The 25,157-nt window shown below is 66.8% G+C and carries 19 protein-coding genes, 2 rRNA genes and 2 riboswitches; of the genes, 18 read left to right on the forward strand and 3 right to left on the reverse strand.

What is annotated here, in order from left to right; translation table 11 throughout:
• Nucleotide 1: 1 nt before the first annotated feature.
• Complete coding sequence (locus tag STH_RS01240; protein ID WP_011194376.1) at nt 2–919, reverse strand: LysR family transcriptional regulator; 918 nt, start codon at nt 917–919, stop codon at nt 2–4.
• A 285-nt stretch (nt 920–1,204) separates the two neighbouring features.
• Here STH_RS01240 and STH_RS01245 point away from each other — a divergent pair, with 285 nt between their 5' ends.
• From STH_RS01245 to STH_RS01260, 4 genes are all read left to right on the forward strand, one after another.
• A complete protein-coding gene (locus STH_RS01245; protein WP_011194377.1) occupies nt 1,205–2,383 on the forward strand; it encodes a phosphoglycerate kinase in 1,179 nt (392 codons plus the stop codon).
• A complete protein-coding gene (locus STH_RS01250) occupies nt 2,383–2,826 on the forward strand; it encodes a DUF4829 domain-containing protein (protein WP_148205446.1) in 444 nt (147 codons plus the stop codon). Before STH_RS01245 ends, STH_RS01250 begins: the two co-directional genes overlap by 1 nt.
• Nucleotides 2,827–2,860: 34 nt before the next feature.
• The gene (gene tpiA, locus STH_RS01255) at nt 2,861–3,631 is read left to right on the forward strand and encodes a triose-phosphate isomerase (RefSeq protein WP_011194379.1); all 771 of its coding nucleotides are present in this window, start codon (nt 2,861–2,863) and stop codon (nt 3,629–3,631) included.
• Between the two features lie 135 nt (nt 3,632–3,766).
• On the forward strand, nt 3,767–4,048 hold the full coding sequence (locus STH_RS01260; protein ID WP_011194380.1) for a metal-sensitive transcriptional regulator: 282 nt from the start codon (nt 3,767–3,769) through the stop codon (nt 4,046–4,048).
• 44 nt (nt 4,049–4,092) lie between these two features.
• Here the strand turns inward: STH_RS01260 and STH_RS01265 are convergent, their stop codons facing one another.
• Together STH_RS01265 and trxA are read right to left on the reverse strand one after the other, a co-directional pair.
• A complete protein-coding gene (locus tag STH_RS01265) occupies nt 4,093–4,695 on the reverse strand; it encodes a hypothetical protein (protein ID WP_011194381.1) in 603 nt (200 codons plus the stop codon).
• A 95-nt stretch (nt 4,696–4,790) separates the two neighbouring features.
• Nucleotides 4,791–5,135 carry a thioredoxin gene (trxA, locus tag STH_RS01270; RefSeq protein WP_011194382.1) on the reverse strand — a complete coding sequence of 115 codons (345 nt, stop codon included), beginning with the start codon at nt 5,133–5,135 and terminating at the stop codon, nt 4,791–4,793.
• A 235-nt stretch (nt 5,136–5,370) separates the two neighbouring features.
• Here trxA and gpmI point away from each other — a divergent pair, with 235 nt between their 5' ends.
• The 14 genes from gpmI (at nt 5,371) to STH_RS01340 (ending at nt 25,121) form a co-directional block, all read left to right on the forward strand.
• A complete protein-coding gene (gene gpmI / locus STH_RS01275) occupies nt 5,371–6,924 on the forward strand; it encodes a 2,3-bisphosphoglycerate-independent phosphoglycerate mutase (RefSeq protein WP_011194383.1) in 1,554 nt (517 codons plus the stop codon).
• Between the two features lie 6 nt (nt 6,925–6,930).
• Nucleotides 6,931–8,223, forward strand: coding sequence for a phosphopyruvate hydratase (gene eno, locus STH_RS01280; protein WP_011194384.1), 1,293 nt, complete (start codon nt 6,931–6,933; stop codon nt 8,221–8,223).
• 224 nt (nt 8,224–8,447) lie between these two features.
• Complete coding sequence (gene secG, locus STH_RS01285) at nt 8,448–8,681, forward strand: preprotein translocase subunit SecG (RefSeq protein WP_043712983.1); 234 nt, start codon at nt 8,448–8,450, stop codon at nt 8,679–8,681.
• Between the two features lie 69 nt (nt 8,682–8,750).
• Entirely contained in the window at nt 8,751–9,437 is a 687-nt protein-coding gene (locus STH_RS01290; RefSeq protein WP_011194386.1) for an alpha/beta hydrolase, read from the forward strand.
• Between the two features lie 85 nt (nt 9,438–9,522).
• A complete protein-coding gene (locus tag STH_RS16730; protein WP_011194387.1) occupies nt 9,523–10,350 on the forward strand; it encodes a biotin synthetase in 828 nt (275 codons plus the stop codon).
• Between the two features lie 77 nt (nt 10,351–10,427).
• A riboswitch (SAM riboswitch) is annotated at nt 10,428–10,545 on the forward strand.
• Between the two features lie 77 nt (nt 10,546–10,622).
• Nucleotides 10,623–11,621, forward strand: coding sequence for a methionine ABC transporter ATP-binding protein (locus STH_RS01300; protein ID WP_011194388.1), 999 nt, complete (start codon nt 10,623–10,625; stop codon nt 11,619–11,621).
• Nucleotides 11,614–12,309, forward strand: a complete 696-nt coding sequence (locus STH_RS01305) for a methionine ABC transporter permease (protein WP_011194389.1) — start codon at nt 11,614–11,616, stop codon at nt 12,307–12,309. The genes STH_RS01300 and STH_RS01305 overlap by 8 nt, the downstream gene beginning before the upstream one ends.
• 32 nt (nt 12,310–12,341) lie before the next feature.
• A complete protein-coding gene (locus STH_RS01310) occupies nt 12,342–13,232 on the forward strand; it encodes a MetQ/NlpA family ABC transporter substrate-binding protein (protein ID WP_043712985.1) in 891 nt (296 codons plus the stop codon).
• Between the two features lie 940 nt (nt 13,233–14,172).
• Nucleotides 14,173–14,336: riboswitch (cyclic di-AMP (ydaO/yuaA leader) on the forward strand.
• Between the two features lie 160 nt (nt 14,337–14,496).
• The gene (locus tag STH_RS01315; RefSeq protein ID WP_011194392.1) at nt 14,497–15,591 is read left to right on the forward strand and encodes an NAD/NADP-dependent octopine/nopaline dehydrogenase family protein; all 1,095 of its coding nucleotides are present in this window, start codon (nt 14,497–14,499) and stop codon (nt 15,589–15,591) included.
• A complete protein-coding gene (locus STH_RS01320; RefSeq protein ID WP_242654642.1) occupies nt 15,584–17,230 on the forward strand; it encodes a cobalamin B12-binding domain-containing protein in 1,647 nt (548 codons plus the stop codon). The genes STH_RS01315 and STH_RS01320 overlap by 8 nt, the downstream gene beginning before the upstream one ends.
• Nucleotides 17,231–17,246: 16 nt before the next feature.
• Entirely contained in the window at nt 17,247–18,767 is a 1,521-nt protein-coding gene (gene asnB, locus STH_RS01325) for an asparagine synthase B (RefSeq protein WP_011194394.1), read from the forward strand.
• Nucleotides 18,768–18,858: 91 nt separating this feature from the next.
• Nucleotides 18,859–19,905, forward strand: coding sequence for a DUF1646 family protein (locus tag STH_RS01330; protein WP_011194395.1), 1,047 nt, complete (start codon nt 18,859–18,861; stop codon nt 19,903–19,905).
• A 417-nt stretch (nt 19,906–20,322) separates the two neighbouring features.
• Nucleotides 20,323–21,887: ribosomal RNA gene (locus STH_RS01335) — 16S ribosomal RNA — on the forward strand.
• A gap of 289 nt (nt 21,888–22,176) precedes the next feature.
• Nucleotides 22,177–25,121, forward strand: a 23S ribosomal RNA gene (locus tag STH_RS01340).
• Together the 16S and 23S rRNA genes form the textbook arrangement of a ribosomal RNA operon.
• Nucleotides 25,122–25,157: the final 36 nt, after the last annotated feature.

Consider the following 25,157-nt stretch of genomic DNA (forward strand, 5'->3'; position numbering starts at 1 on the left):
CTCACCCCTCGTCCTTCACGCCCAGGTTGACCTGGAACATCTCCTCCAGCACGCGCAGGAAAGCCTTGGCGGTGCCGCTCCAGATCTTGCCCCGCCGGTGGATGAGAATGTTCTGCCGTTTTAGAGTGGCGCTGTTCGCCAGCGGTACGGCCACCACCTGGCTCAGCTCGATCTCGGACTTGACCGTGGAGTAGGGCAGCATGGTCAGCCCGAGGCCGCAGAGCACCATGCGCTTGGCGGCCTCGATGGAGTCCAGCTCCATCGTGATGTGGGGGACGAAACCCTGGCTCGCCCACCACTGCTCCACCAGGGCCCAGTATCCGGACGCCCGGTCGGTGGTGATGAAGGACTCCTGCGTCAGCTCGTCCAGCGTCACTTCGCTGTGCCGGGCCACGGGATGGTCGGGCGGGACGACCAGCAGGATGGGCTCCTCCGACAGCGGGTAGGAGACGATCTCGGCGTGGCTCGGCAGCGGCGCGTGGACCAGCCCCACCTGGACGGTGTCGTCCAGCACCAGTTGCTGGACCTGGTGGGAACGGCCGGTGTGCACCAGCACCTCCACGTTGGGGTAGCCGCGCTTGAAGCGCAGGAGAATGTCGGGCAGAAGGTACGCAGAGGTGGTCAGGGCCGAGCCCACGGAAAGCGTTCCGCCGCTGGCCGTCTGCAGATCGAGCACGGCCTGCCGGGCCCGCTTGATGTCCTGCAGGACGCGCTCGGCGTGGGGCAGCAGCGCCCGGCCGGCGTCCGTCAGCCGCACCCCCCGGGGCCGGCGTTCGAAGAGCTGCTGTCCCAGTTCCTTCTCGAGGGCCTGTATGCGGGCGGTGACCGACGGCTGGGTCAGGAACAGCCGCTCGGCCGCGCGGTTGAAGCTGCCCGTCTTGGCAATCCACCAGAAGGCCTCGAGGCCCTGCACGTCCATGGCTTGCTCGCCTCCCGGCTGGCAATCCCCTTTCCCACTACTATTACCATACCATAAAAATAATCTATCCGGGGACCCAAGAAACCCTATCGGAATAAATGATATGCCGTGGTCCGCGGTCAGCCGGAGGCCGCGGCACATCCGCGCGCCGGGGCCGAAGAATACTAACGCGGTGAGAAGGGATTTTTCCAACGGCGTGGTAAATCTTTTGTTGAGGGGTTTAACAAAGTCTCGGGAGTATCCCGCCCCGCCTGGGGCGCCAGAGGAGAAAGGTGGAATCGCAAGATGGCGCTGATGACCGTACGCGACATCGATGTCAAGGGCAAGCGCGTGTTCGTGCGTGTCGACTTCAACGTCCCGCTGGAAGATGGTCGGATCACGGATGACACCCGGATCAGGGCGGCCGTGCCCACCATCCGGTACCTGGTGGAGGAAGGGGCGGTCGCTGTGCTGGCGTCGCACCTGGGCCGGCCCAAGGGCCAGCGGAACGAGAAGTACTCCCTCGCCCCCTGTGCCCGGCGCCTGTCCGAGCTGCTGGGCCGGGAGGTCGTGTTCGCCCCCGACTGCATCGGCGAGGAGGTCGAGCGGCTGGTGGCCGAACAGCCGCCCGGGTCCGTGGTCCTGCTCGAGAACGTCCGTTTCTACGCGGAGGAGGAGAAGAACGACCCCGAGTTCGCCGCGAAGCTCGCGCGCCTCGGCGAGATCTTCGTCAACGACGCCTTTGGCACCGCGCACCGGGCGCACGCCTCGACCCGGGGGGTGGCCGACCACATGCCGGTTCGGGTGGCAGGCTTCCTCATGCAGAAAGAGGTCGACATCATGGGCAAGGCCCTGTCCGACCCCGACCGGCCCTTCGTGGCGATCATCGGCGGCGCCAAGGTCTCGGATAAGATTATGGTGATCGAGAACCTGTTGACCAAGGTCGACCGGCTCATCATCGGCGGCGGCATGGCCAACACCTTCCTGCGGGCCAGGGGCTTCGCCACCGGCAAGTCGCTGGTGGAGGAGGACCGGGTCGACACCGCCCGGGAGCTGCTGGCCAAGGGCGGCGACAAGATCCTCCTGCCCACCGATCTGGTGGTCGCCTCGGAGTTCAAGGCCGACGCCGAGCAGAAGGTCGTTCCGGTGGACGCCATCCCCGAGGGCTGGATGGCCCTGGACATCGGGCCGGAGACCGCCCGGGCCTTTGCCGACGTGATCCGCGGGGCTCACACCGTCGTGTGGAACGGCCCGATGGGCGTGTTTGAGATGGAGCCCTTCGCGCGCGGCACCTTCGCGGTCGCCCAGGCGATGGCGGACTGCGAGGGCGTGACGATCGTGGGCGGCGGCGACTCCGTGGCGGCTGTCGAGGCGGCGGGCCTGGCCGATCGCATGACCCACGTCTCCACGGGCGGCGGCGCCTCGCTGGAGTTCCTGGAGGGGAAGGAACTGCCCGGCGTTGCCTGCCTCGCTGTGAAGCCGTGATGGACCTGCTGGGGCGGCTCTTCGGGCGTCGACAGCCGGAGTCGCCGGCTGCGGCGTGGTTGCGCCGGCGCGCCCAGGCGGAGCCAGCCGAGGTCGTGGTGGAACACTTCCGCGCGATCGAAGCCCACGACCTGGAGTGGATCCTGGCGACGCTCACGCCGGAGCGCGCGCGGCTGTATAACAGCCCGTCCACCTTCGACCGGCGCCGGCTGTCGGTGAAGGCGGCGCGCGTCACTCGCGTCGCGCCCGCACCGGACGCACCGGTGGCCCGGGTTCCGGGATATGCGGAGCAACAGGTATTCCGGGTGGAGTACGAGCTGGAACTGGCGCCCGGCGAGGCGCGGCGCGACCCCACGCTGGCGGAGGGGCCCCAGTGGGCCTACTTCCTGCTGGTGCGGGAGCGGGCCGGCGAGCCCTGGCTGATCGCGGACTGGGGCCGGTAGCCGAGACGTGACATGCATAAGGAGGAATCAGGCGATGCGGACCCCCATCGTTGCGGCCAACTGGAAGATGCACAAGACGCAGCCTGAGGCCCGGCAGTTCCTCGCCGATTTCCTGCCCCGGGAAGCCGGTATGTCCGGGGTGGAGATCGTCATCTGCCCGCCCTTCACCGCGCTGGCCGCGGTGGCCGGGGGGCTCACGGGCACCCGGGTCGGGCTGGGCGCGCAGAACATGAGCGACAAGCCCTCCGGAGCCTTCACCGGCGAGGTCTCGGGCGCGATGCTGGTGGACGCCGGCTGCCGGTACGTGATCCTCGGCCACTCGGAGCGGAGGCGGCTGTTCGGGGAGAGCGACGAGGTGGTCGGCGCCAAGGTGCGCGCCGCCCTGCAGCACGGGCTGATCCCCATCCTCTGCATCGGGGAGACGCTGGAGGAGCAGCAGGCCGGCGAGGCGGATGCCGTCAACCGGCGGCAGCTCCTGGCGGGCCTGGAGGGGCTGACTCCCGAGCAGGTGGCGAACCTCGTCATCGCGTACGAACCGGTCTGGGCCATCGGCACCGGCCGGAACTGCGACCCCGGCGACGCCCAGGCGCGCATCGCCGCGGTGCGGGCGGTGGTGGCCGAGGCCTTCGGGCCGGAGGCCGCCGCGCGCGTGCGCATCCAGTACGGCGGCTCCGTAAAGCCGGAGAACATGGCGGCCTACATGGCCCAGCCGGATATCGACGGCGCCCTGGTCGGCGGCGCCAGCCTGGACCCGACCTCGTTCGCCGCGATCTGCGCGGCCGCCGCCGAGGCCCGGGCCCGGTGAGGCCGGGCGCCGGCCGGCCATCCCTGTTTCTCCCGAGCCTGAAGGCCCGCCGCGCGCCCTGCGGCGGGCCTTTCCGCCCCCTGCCTTTGACAGAGGATACCGGGTACGGTAATCTTATGGGAGGAGGCGGTTGGGATGAACATTAGAGAAGTCAATCCGGCGCTCTACGAAGACCTGATGCGCCGGCTCAGGCGCATCGAAGGACAGGCCCGCGGGATCCAGCGGATGCTGGAGGAGGGGCAGGACTGCGAGCAGATCCTCATCCAGCTGGGCGCCATGAAGGCCGCCATCAACCGCGTGGGCATGAAGGCCGCCGCCTGCAACATGGGGCTGCAGGTGACCGAGGCCATCCGGCGCGGGGAGGACCCCACGGCCGCGGTCGACGAGGTGATCGAACAGTTCATCAAGCTCGGCTGAGCCAAAAGGGGAACCGGACCTGGACGGTCGGGTTCCCCTTTGCGCTAGTCTGCCTGGAGGCGCAGCGAGAAGCGGTGCTGGGGCGGACGGACGGTCTCCGGCGTCACGGCGCCGTCCCGGAAGCCGCAGGCCCCCAGCCCGGCGACGTCGGCGGCCAGTTCGACCCGCCCGGCCTCCTCGATCTCGAACAGGTACGCCAGCAGGAGCCTCGCCGTCCGGACGTACACGTCGGGGGGCGCGGACAGCTCCTCCAGCCGCCAGGCGCCGGCTCCCAGCGGCCGGAAGCGCACGCGGCCGACCGCCGCGCCCGACACCTCCACCACCGCCGTCAGCGCCGCTTCGTCCGGCCGGGGAGGCCCGCCTTCGTCGGCGCCCCGCGGCGGGCGGATCACGACGACGTCATCCCGCACCCCCGGGAAGAAGGCCTGGGGGCCGGCCCCTCCAGCCTGCTCTCCCTCGTCGTGGACCTGTCTGCGGTACTCCAGCGCCGCGAGGTGCTCCCCGCCGCCCAGGGCGGCGTTCAGCGTCTCCAGGGCGTTGCCGACCGCGGTGCCCACGTCGTCGTCGGACCAGCGGCCGGCGCGGTTCCAGAACGCCACGATGGCGGCCACGCCCAGGACGAACAGGGGCAGGATGAGGAGTTCCACCCGGCGGCACCTCCCGTGAGGACGGCGCGACTTCGCTTTCCGGAGACGAGTTCGGCGGAGGGGCGCTGTCTCCCTCCGCCGGTTCTGCCTCGTGCTCAGGCCGACTCGAGCTGATCCAGGGCGCTGTCCAGGATCTGGTACATCTCGTGCTTGGGCCGGAAGCCGACCAGCTGGCCGACCGGCTTCCCCTTGTGGAAGAGGATCATCGTCGGGATCGACATCACGCCGAACCGGCCCGCCCACTCCTGCTCCTCGTCCACGTTCAGCTTGGCGATCTTGATGCGGTGGCCGTTGTCCCGCGCATACTCCTCCAGCACCGGGCCGATCATGCGGCACGGCCCGCACCAGGGCGCCCAGAAGTCGACGAGCACCGGCAGCTCGGACTGCAGCACCTCGGCCTCAAAGGTGGCGTCGGTGATGGGAACGGTATACTGGGCCATCTGCGGTCCCCTCCTGTCACAGATACCCGGCGGGGTATTTACTCGCCGTTAGGACGCTCTTAGTTTGCACGCGGATACGGGCGGACGCGCAGACTAGGGGCGAAACTGAAAAAGATGCAGGGGAACAGGCCTTCACTGGCGAACCCGACTTTGGTAAAATTACTTGGCAAAAGTTCTGCGGTAAGCGGTGACCCGCGCGCGCAGACTTTACTGGATCGCAGGAGGTGACCCGGACATGTCCGCCTATCGCAGACCCGTGGCCCTGATCGTGCTTGACGGATGGGGGCTGAACCCCGATCCCCGGGCCAACGCGGTGGCCATGGCCCGACATCCGAACTTCGACCGCCTGATGGCGCGCTACCCGCACACGACCCTGACGGCTTCCGGCGAGGCGGTGGGCCTCCTCCCCGGCCAGATGGGCGACTCCAATGTCGGCCACCTGAACCTGGGGGCCGGTCGCATCGTGTATCAGACCCTTGTTCGCATCTGGCGTTCGATCCAGGACGGTTCGTTCTACACCCTGCCCGTGTGGCGCCCGGTCCTCGACCGCGCGAAGCAGCCGGGCAAGGCGCTGCACCTGATGGGGCTCGTCTCGGACGGCGGGGTCCACAGCCACATCGACCATCTGCTGGCCCTGATTGACCTGGCCAAGCGGGAGAACGTGGAGCGGGTGTACGTCCACGCGTTCCTGGACGGGCGTGACGTTCCGCCCCAGTCCGCCCTTCCCTACCTGGAGCGGGTCGAGGCCAAGCTGAAGGAGACCGGAATCGGGGCGATCGCCACCATCTCGGGGCGGTACTACGCCATGGACCGGGACAAGCGTTGGGATCGCACGGAGAAGGCGTTCCTGGCCATCACCCAGGGGATCGGCCACACGGCGGGGTCGGTCGCGGAGGCGGTGGAACGGGCGTACGCCCGCGGGGAGACCGACGAGTTCGTGCAGCCCACGGTGATCGAAGGGGTGGACGGGCGCGTCCGGGAAGGCGACGGGGTCATCTTCTTCAACTTCCGGCCGGACCGGGCGCGGCAGTTGGTGCGGGCCCTGCATGAGACCGCCTTTGACGGGTTCAAGCGGCCCGAGGGCTACCGGCCGGTCGAGCTGGTGACCATGACCCAGTACGACCAGACCTTCACCGACATCCCCGTGGCCTTCGGCCCGCAGTTCGTCGACGTGCCCATGGGCCAGGTGGTGGCGGAGGCAGGGCTCCGGCAGCTGCGCATCGCCGAGACGGAGAAGTACGCGCACGTCACGTACTTCTTCAACGGGGGCGAGGAGCGGGTCTTCCCCGGCGAGGAGCGGGTGCTGGTCCCGTCGCCGAAGGTGGCAACCTATGATCTGAAGCCGGAGATGTCGGCCTATGAGGTGGCCCGCGAGGCGGTGAAGTGGATCGAGGAGGACCGCACCGACTTCATCGTGCTCAACTTCGCCAATCCCGACATGGTCGGGCACACCGGCGTCCTGGAGGCGGCGATCCGGGCGGTGGAGGCGGTGGACGAGTGCCTCGGCCAGGTGGTGGACGCCCTGCTGGCCAAGGGCGGGGCGGCGGTCATCATCGCGGACCACGGCAACTGCGACCAGATGGTCGACTATGAGACCGGGGCGCCGCACACCAACCACACGCTGAACCCGGTCCCCTGCATCCTGGTGGACGACCAGCGGCTGGACGCGAAGCTGAAGCCCGGCGTTCTGGCCAACGTCGCGCCGACGCTGCTGGAGATCATCGGCCTGCCCAAACCGCCGCAGATGGATGCGGATTCCCTGTTGGTGAGCAACGCGGAAGGAGCCTGATCTGCCATGACGACGATTGTGAATGTGCACGCGCGCGAGGTTCTGGATTCCCGGGGCAATCCGACGGTGGAGGTGGAGGTGATCCTCGCCTCCGGCACCACCGGCAGGGCCATCGTGCCCTCCGGCGCTTCGACCGGCCAGTTCGAGGCCGTGGAGCTGCGTGACGGCGACAAGCAGCGCTACCTGGGCAAGGGTGTGCTGACCGCCGTGCGCAACGTCAACGAGGTGATCGCCGAGGCGGTGGTGGGCATGGACGCCACCGAGCAGGTGGAGGTCGACCAGGCGATGCTCGCGCTGGACGGCACGCCCAACAAGAGCAAGCTGGGCGCCAATGCCATCCTCGGGGTGTCGCTGGCCACCGCCCGGGCCGCCGCGGCGGAACTGGGCATCCCGCTCTACCGCCACGTGGGCGGCCTCACCGCCCGCACGCTGCCGGTGCCGATGATGAACATCATCAACGGCGGCAAGCATGCGGATAACAACGTGGACATGCAGGAGTTCATGATCTTCCCCGCCGGCGCCCCCTCCTTCGCGGAGTCGCTGCGCATGGGCACTGAGGTATTCCACGCGCTGAAGTCGGTGCTGAAGAGCAAGGGGTACAACACGGCCGTCGGCGACGAGGGCGGCTTCGCCCCGGACCTGAAGTCCAACGAGGAGGCCATCCTGGTCATTCTGGAGGCCATCGAGAAGGCCGGCTACAAGCCCGGGCAGGATGTCTTCCTGTGCATGGACGTGGCCTCCAGCGAGCTGTTCCAGGACGGCAAGTACGTGCTGGCCGGCGAGGGGAACAAGGTTCTCTCCACCGAGCAGCTGATCGACCTGTGGGACAGCTGGACCCGCCAGTACCCGATCGTCTCGATCGAAGACGGCGTCGCCGAGGACGAATGGGAGGCCTGGGTCGAGCTCACCCGCCGGATCGGCGACCGGGTGCAGCTGGTGGGCGACGACTTCTTCGTCACCAACACCGAGCGGCTCGCCCGGGGCATCGGGATGAACGCCGCCAATGCGATCCTGGTCAAGGTCAACCAGATCGGCACCCTGACCGAGACGCTGGAGGCCGTGGCCCTGGCGCACCGGAACGGGTACTCGTCCGTGATGTCGCACCGGTCCGGCGAGACCGAGGACACGACCATCGCCGACCTGGCGGTGGCGCTGAACTGCGGCCAGATCAAGACCGGCGCGCCGTCCCGCACCGACCGGGTGGCCAAGTACAACCAGCTGCTGCGCATCGAGGAGGAGCTGGGGGACGCGGCGATCTTCGCCGGGACTTCGGTCATCCGCGGCCGGAAGCAGGGTTGATCTGGGCATCCGCTGGATAGCATGAGGGCGGGCGCTCGCCGCCGCGGGCGCCGCCGAAGGCCGCTGTCGCCTGAGGCGAGGCCGACCCAAGACGGGGCCGCGAAATCTGTCGAGATTTGGCGGCCCCGTTTGTCGTTCCGGGTCGCCGTACTCCGCGATTGTCCACACAGGTGGGATGTGGTACAATTAGCAGGCTGAAAAGGCGCACACGAGGGGGTGACGGGATGACGACGTTCGTGCTGGTTCTGCACACCCTGTTTGCCCTGGGCCTGATCTCCACCGTGCTGCTGCAGTCCGGGAAGAGCGCCGGGCTGTCGGGCTCCATCGCCGGCGCGGGCGAGCAGATCTTCGGCAAGAAGAAGGGCCTGGACGAGATCCTCAACCGCTTCAGCATGGCCTTTGCCACCCTCTTCGTGCTGACGTCCGTGCTCATGCTGTTCCTGGAGGCGCGCGGCTAGTCTGGCAACGCCGTTTGGGGGCCGGGGGAAACCCGGCCTTTCTTGCGTTGGAAGCGGGAGGGAGCCGCCATGCCGATCGCAAGGCGCAGCCGGGAGGCCGTCTACCTGCGCGCCGGCCCGGTGGGCTGCCTGGTCCTGCACGGGTTCGGCGGTTCGCCGGCTGAGGTCCGGCCGCTGGTGGAAGGCCTTGCGGCGCGCGGGATCACCGTGTGCGCACCGGTGCTGCCCGGTCACGGTCCCGACGCCGCGAACCTGGGCCGCACCCGTCTCCGGCACTGGATCCGGGGAGCCGAGGGGGCGCTGCGGGAGCTGCAGGCCGCGTGCGCCGAGGTGCACGTGGCAGGGTTTTCGCTGGGCGGGCTGATCGCGCTGCACCTGGCGGCGCGGCACCCGGTAAGCTCCGTCTGCACCCTGGCGGCGCCGATCCTGGCGGAAGATCCCGGGGCGATCGGCGCCCGGCTGTCCGCGTACCTGGGGGATCCTGCGGCCGCGATGCCGGCCCTGCGGTCCCTGGTGCGGCTGGCGCGCCTTGCGCGGCGGGATCTGGGGAGGGTCCGGGCGCCCGTCCTGGTGCTGCAGGGCGACCGGGACGACTGGATCGCGCCGGAGAGCGGTCAGTACCTGGCGGAGCGGCTGTCCTCGGCCCGGCTCGTCGTGCTGCCCGGCCGGGGCCACTTCCTGGCGCTGGAGCGCGGCCGGGAGGAGGTGGCCGTCCGGATAGCGCAGTGGATCACGGCACGCAGTGAACCAAAGTAGCCACCCACAAAATGAGCCATTCCCGGGGTAGGCTATATCGAGGCGATCCGCTAGTATTATTTGTGACGGCTGTCACAAGAGGCGGGTGATCGTTGTGATTGGGCCGATCCTGAGGCGCGCCGCAGCCGGGCGAACGCCGAGTCGCCGGGAGATCCTGCTCATGTTGCGGGCCGAGGACGAGGAGTACCGCAGTCTGCTGGAGGTGGCCGGCCGCATCTGTCGGCAGAAGAAAGGTGAAGAGCCGTCACTGCGTTTTCTCGTCGACCTGGAGGTGAGCGACCCCCAGCGGATACGGGAGGACGTGGTTCACGCTTGGAGAACAGGATGCGCGTCGGTGCTCCTCTGCGCTTCGTCGGGGTACGACGCGGTGGACGAGGTCGCTGCGCTGATCCGGGACATTGCCGAGGAGACAGACATGCAGGTCATCCTGGGCCTGGGGGAGCGGTCCTACGAGGTCTACGCACTGTGGCGGCACGCGGGCGCTGTCGAGTACCTGCTGCCCCATGACTCCTGCAACCCGGACCTCTTCTCGCAACTGCACCCGGGCCATTCGCCGGCCGTCCGGCTCACCCGGGGCCTGTGGCTGAAGGGACTGGGCTACCGCGTGACGGGGGGCATCTGCGTGGGCATCGACGGGGAGACCGATGAGGATCTGGCCGACGACCTGGAGGTGCTGCGCAACGCAGGCCTCACCGGCGTGATGGTCCGCTCCGCCGGCGGCGCCGGCGACCTGCTCAGGGTGCTCGCCATCACCCGGCTCTGCCTGCCCGACGCCGACCTCTGGGTGGCCACCGACGATCCGGTGCTGCAGGCCAGGGCCCTGGGCTGCGGCGCCAACATCCTGGTCACCGCGCACCCCGCCGGTTCGGATCACGAGGTGCCCCGGGCGCTGTCACACGGTATTTCCGGGTAGTGGCTGCGCGGATTTCGATATTGACGGCTGCCACACACCGTGGTATGCTTAGCGCAAATAGCATATCGGACCGTTGACTCTTATCCAGAGTAGGCTGAGGGACTGGCCCGATGACGCCACGGCAACCGGCACGTCTCCCCAGGCGTGCAGCGGTGCCAATTCCTGGGGAGGGCTCCGCCCTCCCGAAGATGAGAGGCAGCCGGAAGTCGTTCATTCTGTGCGCCTCTTTGTTGGGGCGCACTTTTCTATTGCCGAAACGGGGGTAAGTCCTGGTGATCGAGCTCAAGGGCCTCACCAAGGTGTTCAGACAAAACGGGCAGGAGATCGTGGCCCTGAGCGACGTCAACCTGCACGTGCCGCGGGGCCAGATCTTCGGCATCCTCGGCCAGAGCGGCGCCGGCAAGTCCACCCTCATCCGCTGCGTCAACCTGCTGGAACGCCCCACCGCGGGTGAGGTCTGGGTGGACGGTCGGGAGATCACCCGCCTGTCCCCCGGGGAACTGAGGGCGGCCCGGCGGGAGATGGGCATGATCTTCCAGCAGTTCAACCTGTTCGACTCCCGCACCGTCTTCGGCAACGTCGCCTATCCGCTGGAGGTGGCCGGCTGGCCCCGGGCGCGCATCCGGGAGCGGGTGGAGGAGCTGCTTGCCCTGGTGGGGCTCGCGGACAAGGCCGGGGCGTATCCGAACCAGCTATCGGGCGGCCAGAAGCAGCGGGTCGGCATCGCCCGGGCGCTGGCGCCGGGGCCCAAACTCCTCCTCTCCGACGAGGCCACGTCGGCGCTGGACCCCGATACCACCCGGTCCGTGCTGGCGCTGCTGCGGGAGATCAACCGGCGGCTCGGGCTGACCATCCTGCTGATCACCCATCAGATGGAGGTCGTCAAGCAGGTCTGCGACTCGGTGGCCATCCTGGAGGAAGGCAAGGTGGTCGAGCAAGGCGGTGTGCTGGAGCTGATCGGCCGGCCCGGCTCGCGGCTGCGGGAGCTGTTCTACGAATCCACGGAGGAGGCTGCCCACAGGATCCACCCCGACGGGGTGCGTGTGTTGCTCTTCTTCGTCGGCGCCTCCGCCGACCGGCCGCTGATCAGCGAGACGGTCCGCCGGTTCCGGGTGGACGCCAACATCCTGCAGGGGGCGGTCGAGCGGATCGCCGGGGCGACCGTGGGCCGGTTGCTCGTGGAGTTCACCGGCCTGCCCGAGGACATTCAGGACGCCCTGCGCTTCCTGGAGGAGCAGGGGGCCTCGCCGGAGGTGATACCAAATGGCTGAGCCGGGAACGGCGCTGAAGGCCGCCTGGGCGGCGTTTTACGCTGACCTGGGGCGGATGATGCTGGAGGCCACCAAGGAGACCCTCTACATGGTGGGCGTCGCCGGTCTGTTCACGGTCCTGCTGGGTCTGCCCCTGGGCGTGCTGCTGGTGATCACCGCCCGGGACGGTCTGTGGGAGAAGCCGGCGCTGAACCGCATCCTCGGCGTGCTGGTCAACATCGGCCGCTCGACGCCGTTCGTGATCCTGATGGTCGCGGTCAGCCCGCTCACCCGGGCGATCGTCGGCAAGTCCATCGGCACCACGGCGGCCATCGTCCCGCTGGTGGTCGCCGCCGTTCCCTTCATGGGGCGGGTGGTGGAGCAGGCGCTCCACGAGGTGGGCCCCGGCAAGATCGAGGCCGCACTGGCCATGGGCTCCTCCAACTGGCAGGTGGTGACCAAAGTGCTCCTGGCCGAGGCCCGGCCCTCGCTGGTGCGGGGCACGGCCCTGATGCTGGTCAACCTCGTCGGCTACTCGGCCATGGCCGGCGCCATCGGCGGCGGCGGTCTGGGCGACGTCGCCGTCAAGTGGGGATACAACCGGTTCCAGATGGACGTGATGTACGTCAGCCTGGTGATCCTTGTCATCATGGTGCAGGTCGTGCAATGGATCGGCGACAGCCTGGCCAACAGGTTTTCGCATAAATAGATAGTGTCCTGAATAAGCGGGGGGTTGAGCGTATGAAGCGTATCGCAGGTATCGCACTGGTTTCCATCCTGGCACTGGGCGTGTTGGCCGGCTGCGGCGGCGCAAAGGGTTCCCCTGCGCAGGGGGAGCAGCCTGCGCAGCAGGCCCCGGCGCAGGACCAGGGGCAGGTGCAGGGGCCGGAGCAGACCCAGGAGCCGGTCACGCTGACGGTCGGCGCCACGGTCACGCCCCACTCCGAGATCCTCGAGTTTATCAAGGACAAAGCCGAGGCTGAGGGCATCAAGCTGGACATTGTGGTCTTCACCGACTACGTCCAGCCGAACCTGGCCCTGGCCGACGGCAGCCTGGACGCGAACTACTTCCAGCACGTGCCGTACCTGGAGCAGTTCTCCGCGGATCGCGGCCTTGACCTGGTCTCGGTCGGCCCCGTCCACCTGGAGCCCCTGGGCCTCTACGCCCTGGAGCTGACCAGCCTGGACCAGCTGCCGGACGGGGCTACGGTCTCCATCCCCGATGATCCCACCAACGCGGGCCGCGCCCTGAAGCTCCTGGCGGATCACGGGCTGATCGAGCTGAAGGAAGGGGTTGGCGTGAAGGCGACGCCCAACGACATCGTGGCGAACCCCAAGAGCCTGAAGATCGAAATGCTGCAGGCGGAGTTCCTGCCGCGCAGCCTCCAGGACGTGGATGCCGCGGTGATCAACACGAACTACTACCTGGACGCGGCGAAGAACCTGGGCGTGAAGGCGAACGTTCTGGCCCGGGAGTCGGCGGAGAACAACCCCTACGCAAACATCGTCGCCGTGCGCCGGGGCGACGAGAACCGGCCGGAGATCAAGAAGCTGATGGAGCTCCTGCAGTCCGAGGCCGTCGCCAGGTTCATCAACGAAAACTACGACGGCGCGGTGGTTCCGGCGTTCTAATGGAAGTGGGGAGGGGGGCGGAGCCCCCCTCCCCACCCCCACCCCCTGGCAATCGGCAGGCGGTGCCACGGCGGCTGGCCGTACATGCCGGCCAGCCGCCGTGAAGCGGGGGAGGGGGCAGGCGTGGGATGCTCAGGGAGCAAGGGTGTCCCCCCTCCCCACCCCCACCCCCTGGCAATCGGCAGGCGGTGCCACGGCGGCTGGCCGTACATGCCGGCCAGCCGCCGTGAAGCGGGGGAGGGGGCAGGCGTGGGATGCTCAGGGAGCAAGGGTGTCCCCCCTCCCCACCCCCACCCCCTGGCAATCGACAGGCGGTGCCACGGCGGCTGGCCGTACATGCCGGCCAGCCGCCGTGAAGCGGGGGAGGGGGCAGGCGTGGGATGCTCAGGGAGCAAGGGTGTCCCCCCTCCCCACCCCCACCCCCTGGCAATCGGCAGGCGGTGCCACGGCGGCTGGCCGTACATGCCGGCCAGCCGCCGTGAAGCGGGGGAGGGGGCAGGCGTGGGATGCTCAGGGAGCAAGGGTGTCCCCCCTCCCCACCCCCACCCCCTGGCAATCGGCAGGCGGTGCCACGGCGGCTGGCCGTACATGCCGGCCAGCCGCCGTGAAGCGGGGGAGGGGGCAGGCGTGGGATGCTCAGGGAGCAAGGGTGTCCCCCCTCCCCACCCCCACCCCCTGGCAATCGACAGGCGGTGCCACGGCGGCTGGCCGTACATGCCGGCCAGCCGCCGTGAAGCGGGGGAGGGGGCAGGCGTGGGATGCTCAGGGAGCAAGGGTGTCCCCCCTCCGGCTGGCAATCGGCAGGCAGTGCCATGAACATGGCGGCGGCCATGCAGGGGGGTAGTCGTGCAGGGGAGTGGTTGGAAAATTGTCGATCTTGACATAGTGCCAGACCGCCTGGTAAAATTAACTCGCTTGTGGTAACGGAATAGTCTCTGGACCCGCCTGATCGCTGAATCTCCGCGTATGCGGGGAACGGGGGAACCACTTTCCTGGGGCGAATCGCACCGAGGCTCCGACGGGTGTCGGAGGGAGGATGCGTAGGGGTACGCTTCGGCGCCCCGAGTCCGTCAGCTAACCTCGTAAGCGTGGCTGAGGTGGTGGGCCCTTGCCATTGATGTCGATATACCATGTGCTAAGGGGTCACCAGACCTTAAGCGTTTTCATGCCTTCAGGCGGGCGTCGACCGATCCGGTCGGCGCCTTCTCCGTTCCCCGAGCCTGGCGACGTGCCAGTCATCCTGCTGCTGAGGAGGGAGGAGACCGTGCTGCGATACTGCGTGATCGGAGCCGGCCACGGCGGGCTCGCCATGGCCGGTCACCTGGGCGTGATGGGGTTCCCCGTGTCGCTCTGGGCCCGCAATCCCCAGACCCTGGAGCCGATTGAGGCCGTCGGAGGCGTGTTCCTGGAGGGCGAGGTCGAGGGGTTCGGTCCCGTGCAGGTCGCGTACAGCCTGGAGGCAGCCCTGGAGGGGGCGGATGCGGTGCTGGTCGTGCTGCCCGCCTCGGCCCACCGCGAAATCGCGATGCGGTGCGCGCCGTACCTGAGGGACGGGCAGCGGATCCTGCTGCTCCCCGGCCGCACCGCGGGAGCCATCGAGTTCCGGCATTCGCTGCGGGAGGCCGGGTGCACGGCCGACGTCATCGTCGGCGAGGCGCAGACGTTTCTGTATGCCAGTCGCAAGACGGGGCCGTTTCAGGCCCGCATCCACGGTATCAAGCGCCAGGTGCCGGCGGCCGCGCTGCCGGCGTCGCGCACCGGCGAGCTGCTGGAGGCGATCAAGCCCGCCTTTCCCCAGTTCATGCCGGCCCGCTGGGTCTGGAAGACCTCACTGGACAACGTGGGGGCCATCTTCCATCCGGGCGTCGCGCTCCTGAATGCCGGGCGTATCGAGTCCACCGGCGGGGCCTTCCGCCATTACGTGGACGGCATCACGCCGTCGGTGGCGGCGCTCCTGGAGCAGCTGGACCGGGAGCGGGTGGCGGTTGCCCGGGCGTTGGGGGTTGGGGCGCTGACGGCCCGGGAATGGCTCGCGGAGGCCTACGGGGTGGAGCGACCCACCCTGTACGAGGCGATCCAGGCCACCCGGGCGTACGCCGACGTCGGGGCGCCCGCACAGCTTCACCATCGGTACATCTGGGAGGACGTTCCGACCGGCCTGGTGCCCATCGCCTCGCTGGGTGCCGCCTGCGGGGTGTCGACGCCGGTCGCCGACGCGCTGATCCAGATCGCCAACGGGATCTTCGGCGTCGATTTCCGGGCGATGGGCCGCACTGTGGAACGGCTGGGCATGGCGGGATGGGGGCCCGCGCGGATCACGCAGTACGCCTTGGAAGGGGATGTGGTGGATGTTGCCTAACCGTCGTGTGATCGGGGGGGCGATCGGCGACGACGTCCACGTGGGCGGCGTCGTTCGCTTCCTGCAGATGGCGGAACAGCTGGGATATGAGGTGCGCTGCCTTGGGCCGGCCGTCTCGGTGGAGCGGCTGCTGGAAGAGGTGGCGGCGTACGATCCCGAGATCGTCGCCGTGGGCTACCGGCTCACGCCGGAGTCCGGCCGGGCGGTGCTGGCCCACCTGGCCCGTGCGGCGCGGGAGCAGGGGCAGGCCGGCCGCCGCTGGGTGCTGGGCGCGACGGATCCGGTGGCGGAGCACGGCCGGGCCCTGGGCTTCTTCGAGGCCGTGTTCGGCGGTTCGGCAGACTGGCAGGACGTCGTGGACTACCTGCGGGGGGCGCCGACGCGCAAGGCGGGTGGTATCCCGCCCCAGACGGTGGTGGAGCGCATCCTGTGGAAGCGCCCCTTCCCGCTGCTGCGCCATCACTTCGGGCAGCCCACCGTCGAGGCGACCGTGGAAGGGATCCGGCGGATCAGCGAGGCCGGGGTGCTGGATGTGATCAGCCTCGGCACCGACCAGAACGCGCAGGAGCACTTCTTCCGGCCCGAGGAGATGGACCCCCGGGAGCACGGAGCCGGCGGGGTGCCGGTCCGGACGCCGGACGATCTACGGGCGCTGTATGCCGCCTCCCGCACCGGGAACTACCCGCTGATGCGCTGCTACAGCGGCACCCGCGACCAGCTCGCCTGGGCCGAGATGCTCCACGAGACCATCCACAACGCCTGGGCGGCGGTGCCCCTGTTCTGGTACAGCCAGCTGGACGGGCGCTCGCAGCGGACACTTCTGGAGTCGATCCCGGAGGTACAGGCGGTGTTCCGCTGGCACGCGGAGCGGGGCATACCGGTGGAGTCCAACGAGAGCCACCACTGGTCGCTGCGGGACGCCCCGGACGTGGTGGCGGTGGCTGCCGCCTACATCGCGGCCTACAACGCCAAGCAGGCGGGCGTCACCGACTATGTCCAGCAACTGATGTGGAACAACCCGCCTCTCACCTCCCCGGCGATGGACCTGGCCAAGATGCTGGCCAAGCTGGAGCTGGTGGAGTCGCTGGCGGGTCCCAACTTCCGGGTCTGGCGGGAGTGCCGCACCGGACTCACGTCGATGCCGGCGGGATTCGACCGGGCCAAGGGCCACCTGGCGGCGTCGACGTTCCTGCAGATGGCGGTGAAGCCCGACATTGTGCACATCGTGGGCCACTCCGAGTACCACCATGCCGCTACGGCGGAGGACGTGATCGAGGGCTGCCATGTGGTCAACGGTGCCATCCAGCTGGCCCTGCAGGGGCTGCCCGACATGACCCGGGACGAGGCGGTTCAGGCCCGGAAGGCCGAGCTGGTGCAGGAGGCGAAGCTGCTGCTGGAGGCGATTGCCGGTCTGGCGCCTGCCGGCGTGGAAGATCCGCTCACCCACGCGCCGACGCTGGCTGCCGCGGTGCGCACCGGCCTGCTCGATGCCCCGCACCTGGTGGGTAACCCGGCCGCGCGGGGTGAGGTGGCGGTGCGGTTCACGGACGGCGCCTGCCGCGCCGTGGACCGGCGCTCGGGCCGGGTTCTGACGGAAGCGGAGCGGATCGCCCTGCTGCTCGCAGAAGAGATCGTGTAAGGAGGAGGTCGCTGCATTGAGTGGGATCGCTGGGATCCTCGGCAAACCTGACAAGGCCCGCATCGTGAGGATGCTGGAACAACAGGCGCACCGGGGGCCCGACGGTCGCGGGATCTGGACGGCGACGGCCGGTTTCGGCCTGGGGCATGTGCGCCTGGCCACCGTCGATGTTGCGGGCGGTGGCCAGCCGCTGTCCAACGAGGACGGCAGCCTCTGGCTGGCGATGACCGGCGCCATCTATAACCATGGCGCCCTTCGGCGAGAGCTCGAGGGGCGCCATGCGTTCCGGACTCAGTCAGACGCCGAAGTGGTGGTGCACCTGTTTGAGGAGTATGGCCCCGCCTGCGTGGAGCGGCTGGACGGGATGTTCGCGATCGCCATCTGGGGCGAGGAGGTGGGCCTTTTCCTCGCCCGCGACCCGCTGGGCATCCAGCCGCTGTACTGGGGGGAGGACGAGGAGGGCAATGTCCTCTTCGCCTCCGAGATCAAGGCGCTGGTCGGGGAGACGCGCTTCGTACGCGAGTTTCCGCCCGGCCACCGCTGGCGCGCCGGCGAGCCCCTGGAGCCTTACGAGCGGCTGCCGGCGCACACCGGCGAACTGGCGGACCCGGACCAAATCGTCCTGGCCCTGGACCGCCTGCTCCACGCCGCTGTGCGCAAGCAGCTCGCGGCGGACGTGCCGGTGGGCTGCCTGCTGAGCGGCGGGCTCGACTCCAGCCTGGTCACCGCCATCGCGCGGCAGCACGCGGAAGGCGAACTCCATACGTTTGCTGTGGGGTTGGAAGGCTCGGCGGACCTGGAGCAGGCGCGCATGGTGGCCGGGGAATTGGGTACCATTCACCACGAGCGGGTGCTCACGGAAAAGGAGGTGACCGCCGTCCTGCCGCGGGTGGTCGACGCCCTGGAGTCGTGTGACCCGGCGCTCGTGCGCAGCGCGGTCGCGACCTACTATGTGGCGGAACTGGCCGCCGGGCACGTGAAGGTGGTGCTCTCGGGCGAGGGCGCCGACGAGCTCTTCGCCGGATATGACTACCTGGCCGAGTTCGAGCGCGATGCGGGCGCACTGGGGGCCGAGCTGTACGAGATCACGGCGGCCATGCACAACTGCAACCTGCAGCGGGTCGACCGCATGACCCAGGTCCACGGCGTGGAGGCGCGGATGCCGTTTGCCGACCAGGCCGTGGTGGACTTTGCGTTCCGCATACACCCCCGCCTGAAGCGCCGGGACGGCGAGAGCAAGTGGATTCTGCGGCGGGTCGCGGAGCAGTATCTGCCGCCGGCCATCGTCTGGCGGGAGAAGCAGAAGTTCGCCATCGGTTCGGGGATCGCACCGCTGCTGGAGCATTACGCGGCCAAGGCGGTGCCGGACGCGGCCTTCCGCCGCGCGCGAAGCCCGAAGGGCGTTCCCTTCGCGTCGAAGGAGGAGTTCCTTTACTGGAGCCTGTTCCGCGAGCGGTACGGCCGGGAGGACGTGCTGGCGCTCATGGGCCGGAGCCGCAGCCTGAACCAGGGCCAGCGGTGGGTCGGGGCGCTCTAGCGTGCCTTCGCGATCGCCTGAAAAGGCCACTTGCCCCTCTAACGATGTAGTCCTATGATGGTGGAGGATTCGGGGTGAGGAGGACAGACTCGTGGCAGATACGTATGTCATCCCGGGGCTTGTGGTCATCCTGCTTCTGGTTCTGATCCTGCCGTTTGCCTTCAAGGCCATCGAACACCAGCTGGAGATTTTCCTCTTCATCATGGGTGTTTCGGCCGCGCTGGTGAGCGGCATCATGGACCAGCACCTGATCATGAAGGCCTTGGAGGAGCCCATCATGATCACGGCGGCGGTCCTGATCGCCGGCATCCTGTTCAAGCTGTTTCAGACGAAGCTGCAGGCAGGCATCCGGGCGATCCTGAGGGTTGTGCCGTTCCCGGTGTTCGTGTTCCTGGTCGTCACCGTTCTCGGCCTGGTGTCCAGCGTCATCACCGCCATCATCGCCTCGCTGGTGCTGGTGGAGGTCGTCGGTGCCCTGCGGCTCGACCGGAAGACCGAGGTCAACTTGGTCATCCTGGCCTGTTTCAGCATCGGCCTGGGCGCGGCGTTGACCCCGCTGGGAGAGCCGCTGGCCACGATCGCGGTTTCGAAGATGGGCGGCGATTTCTGGTACTTGCTGCGAACGATCGGGGTCTACGTGGTGCCGACGGTGGTCGCACTGGGGCTCCTGGGCGCCCTCTTTCTGAAGGGCGGGCGGCCGGAAGCCGCGGCGCAGGCAGAAGGCCCCGGGCTGATCGAGCAGGAGGACGGCGAGTCCTTCAAGGACGTCATCGTGCGGGCGTTGAAGATCTACCTCTTCGTGATGGCGCTGACGTTCCTGGGGGATGGCTTCAAGCCGTTGATCGACCGGTATGTGCTCGGATTGCCGAGCGCGGCCCTCTACTGGATCAACATGCTCTCGGCGGTGCTGGACAACGCCACGCTCACCGCCGCGGAACTGAGCCCGGCGATGGCGCCCGCACAGGTGAAAGCCGTCTTGATGGGCTTGCTCATCAGCGGCGGCATGCTGATTCCCGGCAACATCCCCAACATCGTGTCGGCCAGCAAGCTGAAGATCGGTTCGCGTGAGTGGGCCAGGACCGGTGTGCCCCTTGGGCTGGCCTTGATGGTGATCTTCTTCTTCATCGTCGTGCTGTAACGCACAAGGCAAGTGACGGGCGGGCACCGCCGTGGGGCCCGCCCGTTCCTCATGTGCGCAAATAGCCCTTTTTGGGTGTTGACCGGGCCGGTCCGCGCGTCGTAAGATAGCTACCGCACGCCACGGAGCGGCGCTGGCCGCAGGACCGTGAGTGCGGCTTGGAAGCCCGGCCGGTGACGGGGTGTTGACGAGCCGCCCGGTTTTCAGCTAGACTATACGACGTCCCCAGCGGGGCAATCCGCTGCGGTGCCAGTTGGGTCGGGCGGAATGAAATGGGTAGTTGACACCACCCCGGTTGGGATGATAAAGTGTTAAAGCTGTCGCCTGACGGCAGCGAGATCTCGAACCTTGAAAACTGGACAGTGCAGAGAGGGAAGCCGAGCGAGCCGGTATTCCAAAGGAGCCAACATCAAGCTTTCCACGGAGAGTTTGATCCTGGCTCAGGACGAACGCTGGCGGCGTGCCTAAGACATGCAAGTCGAGCGGGGTTTCGGGGCTTCGGCCCTGAGACCCAGCGGCGGACGGGTGAGTAACACGTGGATAACCTGCCCTCTGCTCTGGGATAACAGGCCGAAAGGCCTGCTAATACCGGATAAGCTCACGGACCCGCATGGGTTTGGGAGAAAAGGCGCTGGAGTCGGTGGCGCTGGCAGAGGAGGGGTCCGCGGCCCATTAGCTGGTTGGCGGGGTAACGGCCCACCAAGGCGACGATGGGTAGCCGGCCTGAGAGGGCGACCGGCCACACTGGGACTGAGACACGGCCCAGACTCCTACGGGAGGCAGCAGTCGGGAATTTTGCACAATGGCCGAAAGGCTGATGCAGCAACGCCGCGTGAGCGAAGAAGGCCTTCGGGTTGTAAAGCTCTGTTGCCTGCGAAGAAGGGCCCTGTCAGGAAATGGGCGGGGTTTGACGGTAGCAGGCGAGGAAGCCCCGGCAAACTACGTGCCAGCAGCCGCGGTAATACGTAGGGGGCGAGCGTTGTCCGGAATTACTGGGCGTAAAGGGCGTGTAGGCGGCCTGTTAAGTCAGGGGTGAAAGACCGGGGCTCAACCCCGGGGGTGCCTCTGAAACTGGCGGGCTTGAGTGCTCTAGAGGGCAGTGGAATTCCCGGTGTAGCAGTGAAATGCGTAGAGATCGGGAGGAACACCAGTGGCGAAGGCGGCTGCCTGGGGAGTCACTGACGCTGAGGCGCGAAAGCTAGGGGAGCAAACAGGATTAGATACCCTGGTAGTCCTAGCCGTAAACGATGAGCGCTATGTGTGAGGGGTATCGACCCCCCTCGTGCAGTAGCTAACGCATTAAGCGCTCCGCCTGGGGAGTACGGCCGCAAGGTTGAAACTCAAAGGAATTGACGGGGGCCCGCACAAGCAGCGGAGCATGTGGTTTAATTCGAAGCAACGCGTAGAACCTTACCAGGGCTTGACATCCACCGAATCCTGCAGAGATGCGGGAGTGCCTCTCTAATGAGAGGAACGGTGAGACAGGTGGTGCATGGTTGTCGTCAGCTCGTGTCGTGAGATGTTGGGTTAAGTCCCGCAACGAGCGCAACCCCTGTCGCATGTTGCCAGCGGGTAAAGCCGGGCACTCATGCGAGACTGCCGGTGACAAACCGGAGGAAGGTGGGGATGACGTCAAATCATCATGCCCCTTATGTCCTGGGCTACACACGTGCTACAATGGCCGTCACAGAGCGAGCCGAACCTGCGAGGGGGAGGGAATCGCAAAAGGCGGTCTCAGTTCGGATCGCAGGCTGCAACTCGCCTGCGTGAAGTCGGAGTTGCTAGTAATCGCGGATCAGCATGCCGCGGTGAATACGTTCCCGGGCCTTGTACACACCGCCCGTCACACCATGGGAGCTGGCAACACCCGAAGTCGGTGAGCTAACCCGCAAGGGAGGCAGCCGCCGAAGGTGGGGCCGGTGACTGGGGTGAAGTCGTAACAAGGTAGCCGTATCGGAAGGTGCGGCTGGATCACCTCCTTTCTAAGGAGACAGCTTCCCCGGAAAGGGGAAGGACTCCTAGGTCGATCCTCGGCCTGCGGAAGCGGGTCGAGGCAAGCTGACGGCTTGCAAGGCGACCGATCTGCACTGTCTGGTTTTGAGGGTTCGAGAGGACCGCCTTTTCGGGCGGTCACTTCTTGGACTTCCTCATCTTCCAGGACTTGTGGGTTGTGAGGGGCCGGTGAGACCGGTATACTCAGAGCTCCTGGTCCGCAGGTCGTACCTTGAAAACTGCACAGTGGACACACAGCGCGGGAAGCGCTGACAGCGAAATCAAGCTGGAAAGGGCACACGGCGGATGCCTAGGCGCCAGGCGCCGATGAAGGACGTGGCAAGCTGCGATAAGCCTCGGGGAGCCGCAAGCAGGCGTAGATCCGGGGATCTCCGAATGGGGCAACCCGGCTGGCGTAATGGCCAGTCACCCACAGCTGAATCCATAGGCTGTGAGGAGGGCACCGCCCGAACTGAAACATCTCAGTAGGGCGAGGAAAAGAAATCAACCGAGATTCCCTCAGTAGCGGCGAGCGAACGGGGAGGAGCCTAAACCAGTTTCGGGTAACCGGGGCTGGGGTTGCGGGACGCCGATGAAGCGATGCTCCTGAGCCTAGCTGAACAGGTCTGGAAAGGCCGGCCACAGAAGGTAATAGCCCTGTAGGCGAAAGGCGAGGGACCGCTTGGCGGATCCCAAGTACCACGGGACACGAGGAATCCCGTGGGAATCCGGGGGGACCACCCTCCAAGGCTAAATACGCCTGGCGACCGATAGTGAACCAGTACCGTGAGGGAAAGGTGAAAAGCACCGCGGGAGCGGAGTGAAAGAGACCCTGAAACCGTGTGCCTACAAGCAGTACGAGCCCCATATGAGGGTGAGTGCGTGCCTATTGAAGAATGAACCGGCGAGTTACGGTCACTGGCATGGTTAAGGGCCTCAGGCCCGGAGCCGAAGCGAAAGCGAGTCTGAAGAGGGCGTAGTCAGTGGCTGTAGACCCGAAACCCGGTGATCTATCCATGGCCAGGGTGAAGCGGGGGTAAGACCTCGTGGAGGCCCGAACCGGTCAGTGTTGAAAAACTGTCGGATGAGCTGTGGATAGGGGTGAAAAGCCAAACGAACCGGGAGATAGCTGGTTCTCCCCGAAATAGCTTTAGGGCTAGCGTCGGCAGAGAAGCTTGCTGGAGGTAGAGCACTGATTGGGCTAGGGGCCCTATCGGTTACCGAACCCAGTCAAACTCCGAATGCCAGCAAGTATGGCCGGCAGTCAGACGGCGAGCGCTAAGGTCCGTCGTCAAGAGGGAAACAGCCCAGACCGCCAGCTAAGGTCCCCAAGTCTCTGCTAAGTGGTCAAGGATGTGGCGTTGTAGAGACAACCAGGATGTTGGCTTAGAAGCAGCCATCATTGAAAGAGTGCGTAACAGCTCACTGGTCGAATGACGCTGCGCCATAAATACTCGGGGCTAAGCAGAGCACCGAAGCTGCGGACTGCCGTAGGGCAGTGGTAGGGGAGCGTTCCATGTGCGGCGAAGGTCGACCGGAAGGACGGCTGGAGCGCATGGAAGTGAGAATGCCGGTATGAGTAGCGAAAAGACAGGTGAGAATCCTGTCCACCGAAAGCCTAAGGATTCCTGAGCAAGGCTCGTCCGCTCAGGGTCAGTCGGGACCTAAGCCGAGGCCGAATGGCGTAGGCGATGGGAAACAGGTCGACATTCCTGTACCACCTACGGGTCGCTTGACCGATGCGGGGACGCAGGAGGCTAGGGGGACCCGGCCGCTGGTTGAGCCGGGGTAAGCGGGTAGCGTGGCCCGGTAGGGAAGTCCGCCGGGCTAAACGTGAGACGCGATGCCGACCGAAATGAAGTAGGGAAGCCCCTGACGCCACACTGCCGAGAAAAGCCGCTAGGGAGACCCGGGGTGCCCGTACCGCAAACCGACACAGGTAGGCGGGGAGAGAATCCTCAGGTGCGCGGGAGAACCCTCGCTAAGGAACTCGGCAAAATGCATCCGTAACTTCGGGAGAAGGATGGCCCTCGAACCGTGAGCGGAGAGACGCCGCAGAGCGGGGGAGGGTTGCAGAGGAGAGGCCCAAGCGACTGTTTACCACAAACACAGGTCAGTGCTAAGCCGGAAGGCGACGTATACTGGCTGACGCCTGCCCGGTGCTGGAAGGTTAAGGGGAAGGGTCAGGCTGCAAGGCCGAAGCTCTGAACCGAAGCCCCAGTAAACGGCGGCCGTAACTATAACGGTCCTAAGGTAGCGAAATTCCTTGTCGGGTAAGTTCCGACCCGCACGAATGGCGTAACGACTTGGGCACTGTCTCGGCGAGGGACCCGGTGAAATTGCAATACCTGTGAAGATGCAGGTTACCTGCGATTGGACAGAAAGACCCCATGGAGCTTTACTGTAGCCTGGCATTGGATTTTGGTGGTGCGTGTACAGGATAGGTGGGAGCCTGCGAAGCCGGGTCGCCAGATTCGGTGGAGGCGCCGTTGGGATACCACCCTCGCAGCATCGAAGTTCTAACACAGGCCCCTGGAGCGGGGCCGTGGACCGTGCCAGGTGGGCAGTTTGACTGGGGCGGTCGCCTCCTAAAAGGTAACGGAGGCGCCCAAAGGTCCGCTCAGGATGGTTGGAAATCATCCGTGGAGTGCAAAGGCAGAAGCGGGCTTGACTGCGAGACAGACAGGTCGAGCAGGGTCGAAAGACGGGCTTAGTGATCCGGCGGTTCCGTGTGGAAGGGCCGTCGCTCAACGGATAAAAGCTACCCTGGGGATAACAGGCTGATCTCCCCCAAGAGTCCACATCGACGGGGAGGTTTGGCACCTCGATGTCGGCTCATCGCATCCTCGGGCTGAAGTCGGTCCGAAGGGTTCGGCTGTTCGCCGATTAAAGCGGTACGCGAGCTGGGTTCAGAACGTCGTGAGACAGTTCGGTCCCTATCCATCGCAGGCGGAGGAGATTTGACGGGATCTGCCCCTAGTACGAGAGGACCGGGGTGGACGGCCCGCTGGTGTACCAGTTATCCCGCCAGGGGTACAGCTGGGTAGCCATGGCCGGAACGGATAAGCGCTGAAAGCATCTAAGCGCGAAGCCGGCCCGAAGATGAGATCTCCCATCCCGCAAGGGAGTAAGGCCCCTGGAAGATGACCAGGTAGATAGGCCGGGAGTGGAAGTGCCGTAAGGCATGGAGCGGACCGGTACTAATCGGCCGAGGGCTTGATTTCGCTGACATGTGTGTTCACTGTGTGGTTTTGAGGGTA

The organism is Symbiobacterium thermophilum IAM 14863 (assembly GCF_000009905.1).
Classification (GTDB): Bacteria; Bacillota; Sulfobacillia; order Symbiobacteriales; family Symbiobacteriaceae; genus Symbiobacterium; species Symbiobacterium thermophilum.

Excerpts from the sequence above, each read along its gene's own strand:
- gpmI (WP_011194383.1), top strand. The coding sequence starts at position 5,371 with ATGTCCGCCTATCGCAGACCCGTGGCCCTGATCGTGCTTGACGGATGG.
- STH_RS01310 (WP_043712985.1), top strand. The coding sequence starts at position 12,342 with ATGAAGCGTATCGCAGGTATCGCACTGGTTTCCATCCTGGCACTGGGC.
- STH_RS01240 (WP_011194376.1), bottom strand. The coding sequence starts at position 919 with ATGGACGTGCAGGGCCTCGAGGCCTTCTGGTGGATTGCCAAGACGGGC.
- tpiA (WP_011194379.1), top strand. The coding sequence starts at position 2,861 with ATGCGGACCCCCATCGTTGCGGCCAACTGGAAGATGCACAAGACGCAG.
- secG (WP_043712983.1), top strand. The coding sequence starts at position 8,448 with ATGACGACGTTCGTGCTGGTTCTGCACACCCTGTTTGCCCTGGGCCTG.
- trxA (WP_011194382.1), bottom strand. The coding sequence starts at position 5,135 with ATGGCCCAGTATACCGTTCCCATCACCGACGCCACCTTTGAGGCCGAG.
- STH_RS01260 (WP_011194380.1), top strand. The coding sequence starts at position 3,767 with ATGAACATTAGAGAAGTCAATCCGGCGCTCTACGAAGACCTGATGCGC.
- eno (WP_011194384.1), top strand. The coding sequence starts at position 6,931 with ATGACGACGATTGTGAATGTGCACGCGCGCGAGGTTCTGGATTCCCGG.
- STH_RS01250 (WP_148205446.1), top strand. The coding sequence starts at position 2,383 with ATGGACCTGCTGGGGCGGCTCTTCGGGCGTCGACAGCCGGAGTCGCCG.
- STH_RS01245 (WP_011194377.1), top strand. The coding sequence starts at position 1,205 with ATGGCGCTGATGACCGTACGCGACATCGATGTCAAGGGCAAGCGCGTG.
- STH_RS01290 (WP_011194386.1), top strand. The coding sequence starts at position 8,751 with ATGCCGATCGCAAGGCGCAGCCGGGAGGCCGTCTACCTGCGCGCCGGC.
- STH_RS01305 (WP_011194389.1), top strand. The coding sequence starts at position 11,614 with ATGGCTGAGCCGGGAACGGCGCTGAAGGCCGCCTGGGCGGCGTTTTAC.